Here is a 3,961-nt window from a genome sequence, read left to right as displayed (position 1 = left end):
TCACAGGCGCTGAAAATCCTGTGCCAGGCACCCGTCAGCCCCACGCCCAAAAAAACGCCCGGGCCCTCCCCGCACGGAAAGGCCCAGGCAAAAAACGCAAATCTAGGCCTTGGCCTGCGGCTTGATACTGATCACCGCCAGGGTGGTAATCGCTCCCATCACCACCAGCATCACCGACACCGGCCAGGCATCCTGGTACAGGCTGAACAACGCCGTCGCCGCCAAAGGCGCCAACCCGCCAGAGAAGATCGAGGCAATTTCATGCCCCATGGCCAGCCCGGAATAACGCACCTTGGGTGGGAACAGCTCGCCCATCAGCGCCGGCTGGGTGCCGATCATCGCGCCATGACAGAACGCCATGCCCAGCAACGCCGCCAGGTACACCCACACCGGCGAGTGGGTATCGAGCATCCAGAAGAACGGGAACGCCAGCACCATCAAGCCGACCGAGCCGATGGCATACACCACCCGCCGGCCGATGATGTCCGACAGCCAGCCCCAGAACACGATGGTGCCGGCCTCGACGATCATCGCCACCATCACACTCGCCAGTACCAGCTGCGTGTCCAGCCCGGTGAACTTGGCGTAGGCGATGGTAAAGGCCAGGAACAGGTAGGCGCTGCCGTTCTCGGCAATGCGGATGCCCATTGCCTGCAGCACGGCCTTGGGGTGCTTGCGCAGCACCTCCATGGCTGGCATGTGTTCGGGCTTGTCCGGTTGCGCCTGTTCCTCGACGAATGCCTTGCTCTCCGGCAGGCGCCGGCGGATGTACACGCCGACGCCGAAGATCAGGATGCTGGCCAGGAACGGCACGCGCCAACCCCAGCTCATCATGTCTTCATGGGGCAGCATCTGCACCAGGTAGAAGGCCGCCGCCGATAGCACGAAGCCGCCCGACACGCCCAGCTGGCTCCAGGCCGCATAGAAGCCGACGCGGTCCTTCGGCGCGTTCTCGCTGAGCAGCAGCACGCCGCCGCCCCATTCGCCGCCCGAGGCCACGCCCTGCAGTACGCGCAGGATCACCAGGCACGCCGGCGCCAGGTAGCCGACCTGCTCGAAGGTGGGCAGCAGGCCCATGGCAAAGGTCGCCGCGCCCATGATCGCCAGGGTCATCACCAGGGCCTTCTTGCGCCCGGCCTTGTCGCCGATGTGGCCGAAGATCAGGCCTCCCAGCGGGCGGGCAAGAAAGCCCACGGCAAAGCCTGCGAAGGAAGCCATGGTGCCGAGCACCGGGTCGGTGCCGGCGGGGAAGAACAGCGGGGCGAAGATCAGCGCCGCCGCCGTGCCATAGAGGAAGAAGTCGTACCATTCCAGGGCGTTGCCCAGCACCGAGGCGATGACGATGCGGCGCATGGTGCGCGGGTCGGTGTCACGGGTGATGCTGGTGTTGAGGTTAGTCATGAGCCATCTCCATGCGGGCCACTTACCAGAGCTTCCAGGTGTAGGAAGTGATCAGACGGTACTCGGTGTAGTCATTGCCGTACTTCTGCTGGGTACGCATGTTTTTCAGGTCGAACGACAGGTCCTTAAGCGGGCCGCTCTGGACCACATAGCTGAGCATGATGTCGCGCTCGCTTTCGTGGTCACGTGCAAGGCCTGGGCCGCGATCGACGTCAGTGCCCCTGATGTAGCGGGTGAACAGCTTGAGGCCGGGGATGCCCATGGCCACGAAGTTGTAGCCATAGCGCACCGACCAGCTGCGCTCGTCCGGGCGGATGAAGGGGATGCTCGCCCAGTTCGGCAGCCACAGTTGCGGCACGTAGCCGTTCAGGGTGGGGAACACCGTGTCGCCGGTCATGCGCTGGTAGCTGGCGCCGATCATGTGCCCGCTCTTTTCCAGGGTCACCAGGCCGAAGTAGGCGCGGTTGTCCACAGGGCCGCTGCGCGCGGCACCGTCTTCGCGGTTGTTGAAGTAACCGACGTCGGTCTTCAGCTGGTAGCCGTCGGCGAACTTCAGGGTGTGCTTGATGCCGCCGTAGTCCTGCTTGTAGATGTCGTTGAGCACGCCATGGAAGTAGCTGCCCTGCAGGTCTGGGGTGAGGTTGTAGGTGGCACCGGCAAAATCGAGGCCGTCGCTGTCCTGGCTGTCGCGGGTGCCGTAACGGTACAGGCGCTCGTGGTTGGACGATTCGCGGGTGACGATCGACCAGAAACGCCCACCGACCAGGGTCAGGTTTTCAATGTCGCGCGATTCGATCACCGCACCCTGGTAAATAGTGTCGAGCTGGCGGCTGGGGTCATTGGAGGCGACCGGGTAGAACGGCTTCTGGTCGCCGATCTTCACCTGGGTCTTGGCGTATTTGAGCTTCAGTGTCGCGCCGCCACGGCTGTAGTCATCGGCGGCCTGCTGGCGATGCTGGCTGAACGGCAGTGAGCCGTCATTGCCGGTGGAGTCCAGGCGAAAGGCGTACTGGCCATTGAGGTCAAGGCCGACGGCCAGCGGGGTATCGGTGTAGCCGGACTCGAACTGCAGGTCGAAGCCCTGCGACCAGTTACCGACCTTGGATATCGGTGCACTGGAATTGGTGAAGTTGCGGTTCAGGTAGAGGTTACGAAAATTCAGCGACAGGTGGCTGTCATCCACCACGTCGGCGAAGCTGGTCAGGGGTAAGACGGTGCCCACACACAAGCAAAACGATTTCGCACGCAACGGCCATTTGAGGTCCATGGGATAATCCTGGAAATGTGATCAGTACAAGGTCTGGGCAGTCATTCAACTGGGCAGAGGCGCTCTGCAGGTCTGTGGCCCGCTTGCCTGTCACGTATTGTTTTTGTTGTTTTCAGATATCCAGCACCAGGCGCTTGCCGCGCGCCCGGGAACAGCACAACACGATCTGTTCGTTGCTCTGTTTCTCCTCATCGGTCAGGTAGTGGTCACGGTGATCGGGTTCGCCTTCGAGCACATCGCACAGGCAGGTGCCGCACACCCCTTGCTCGCACGACACCTCGACCTTGATGCCCTCATCGCGCAGGGCGGCAATCAGGGTTTGCCCCGCTTGCACCTGGAGGGTCTTGCCGCTGCGCGCGGCGACCACCTCGAAACGGTCGCCCGAGGTGTCGACCTCGGCTTGGAAGTACTCGTGATGGATGTGCTGTGCGTCGAACCCTTGCTGGCGCGCGCCCTCGATCACCCAGTCCATGAAGCCCGCAGGGCCGCAGGTGTACAGGTGCACGCCGGGGCGGCCGGGGCCAAGCACACGGGCCAGGTCCAGCTGCTGTTCGGGGCCTTCGTCGCTGAAATGGGTGAACACGCCGGCGGCGAACGGCGCAGCCAGCAGTTCGTCAACAAAGGCGCAGCGGCTGCGCGAGCGGCCTCGGTAGTGCAGTTCGAACGGCTGGCCCTGGGCGTGCAGGGCATGGGCCATGGCGATCATCGGCGTGATGCCGATGCCGCCACCCAGCAGGATCGAGCGTCGCGCGTTGGCGGCCAGCGGGAACAGGTTGCGCGGTGCACTGATGCGCATCGGCGTGCCGGGCTGCAACTGGTCGTGCACCGCCACGGAGCCGCCGCGCGACTGGCTATCCTTGAGCACGCCGAGGCGATAGACATTGGCCTGGGCCGGGTCGCCGCACAGCGAGTACTGGCGGACCAGGTCGGGTGCCAGGTGCAGGTCGACATGGGCACCGGCAGCAAAGCGCGGCAGTGCCCGACCATCGACGGCGGCCAGTTCGAGGACGACCACGTCGCCCCCTTGCACCTCGCGGGCCTGGACGATCACATCGAGCAGTTGATCGTTCATCGGCCTGGCCTCAGAGGATGTAGCCGATGCCGGCGAGGGCATCGTCACTGTTGATCAGGCTGATCACCTTGCGGTGAATCTTGAAGCCACCCTCGGCGCGGACCAGGGTGTAGGTCAGGTCGGCGCTGTAGTGCTTGAGGCTTTCCTTGCGGAACTCGCGGATGTTCTGCGCAGCGCGCACGGTGACGTTGACGCCGTCATCGGCGAGCACGCGGATGCGT

The 3,961-nt window shown here is 64.0% G+C and carries 3 protein-coding genes and 1 pseudogene; all 4 read right to left on the bottom strand.

Going from position 1 to position 3,961, the window contains the following annotated elements; genetic code table 11:
* Nucleotides 1-102: 102 nt before the first annotated feature.
* Complete coding sequence (locus tag APH28_RS15675) at nucleotides 103-1,401, bottom strand: MFS transporter (protein ID WP_060510804.1); 1,299 nt, start codon at nucleotides 1,399-1,401, stop codon at nucleotides 103-105.
* Nucleotides 1,402-1,423: 22 nt separating this feature from the next.
* Nucleotides 1,424-2,668 (bottom strand): OprD family outer membrane porin, encoded by a 1,245-nt coding sequence (locus APH28_RS15670; RefSeq protein ID WP_060510802.1) that lies wholly within the window; start codon nucleotides 2,666-2,668, stop codon nucleotides 1,424-1,426.
* A 112-nt stretch (nucleotides 2,669-2,780) separates the two neighbouring features.
* Nucleotides 2,781-3,740, bottom strand: a complete 960-nt coding sequence (locus tag APH28_RS15665; protein WP_060510800.1) for a PDR/VanB family oxidoreductase — start codon at nucleotides 3,738-3,740, stop codon at nucleotides 2,781-2,783.
* 10 nt (nucleotides 3,741-3,750) lie between these two features.
* Nucleotides 3,751-3,961 (bottom strand): annotated as a pseudogene (locus tag APH28_RS15660) (hypothetical protein); the annotation flags it as partial.

Source organism: Pseudomonas sp. NBRC 111124, assembly GCF_001320245.1.
GTDB lineage: Bacteria > Pseudomonadota > Gammaproteobacteria > Pseudomonadales > Pseudomonadaceae > Aquipseudomonas.
This window is presented reverse-complemented; position numbering and strand designations above follow the sequence as displayed.

Excerpts from the sequence above, each read along its gene's own strand:
- APH28_RS15675 (WP_060510804.1), bottom strand. The coding sequence starts at position 1,401 with ATGACTAACCTCAACACCAGCATCACCCGTGACACCGACCCGCGCACC.
- APH28_RS15670 (WP_060510802.1), bottom strand. The coding sequence starts at position 2,668 with ATGGACCTCAAATGGCCGTTGCGTGCGAAATCGTTTTGCTTGTGTGTG.
- APH28_RS15665 (WP_060510800.1), bottom strand. The coding sequence starts at position 3,740 with ATGAACGATCAACTGCTCGATGTGATCGTCCAGGCCCGCGAGGTGCAA.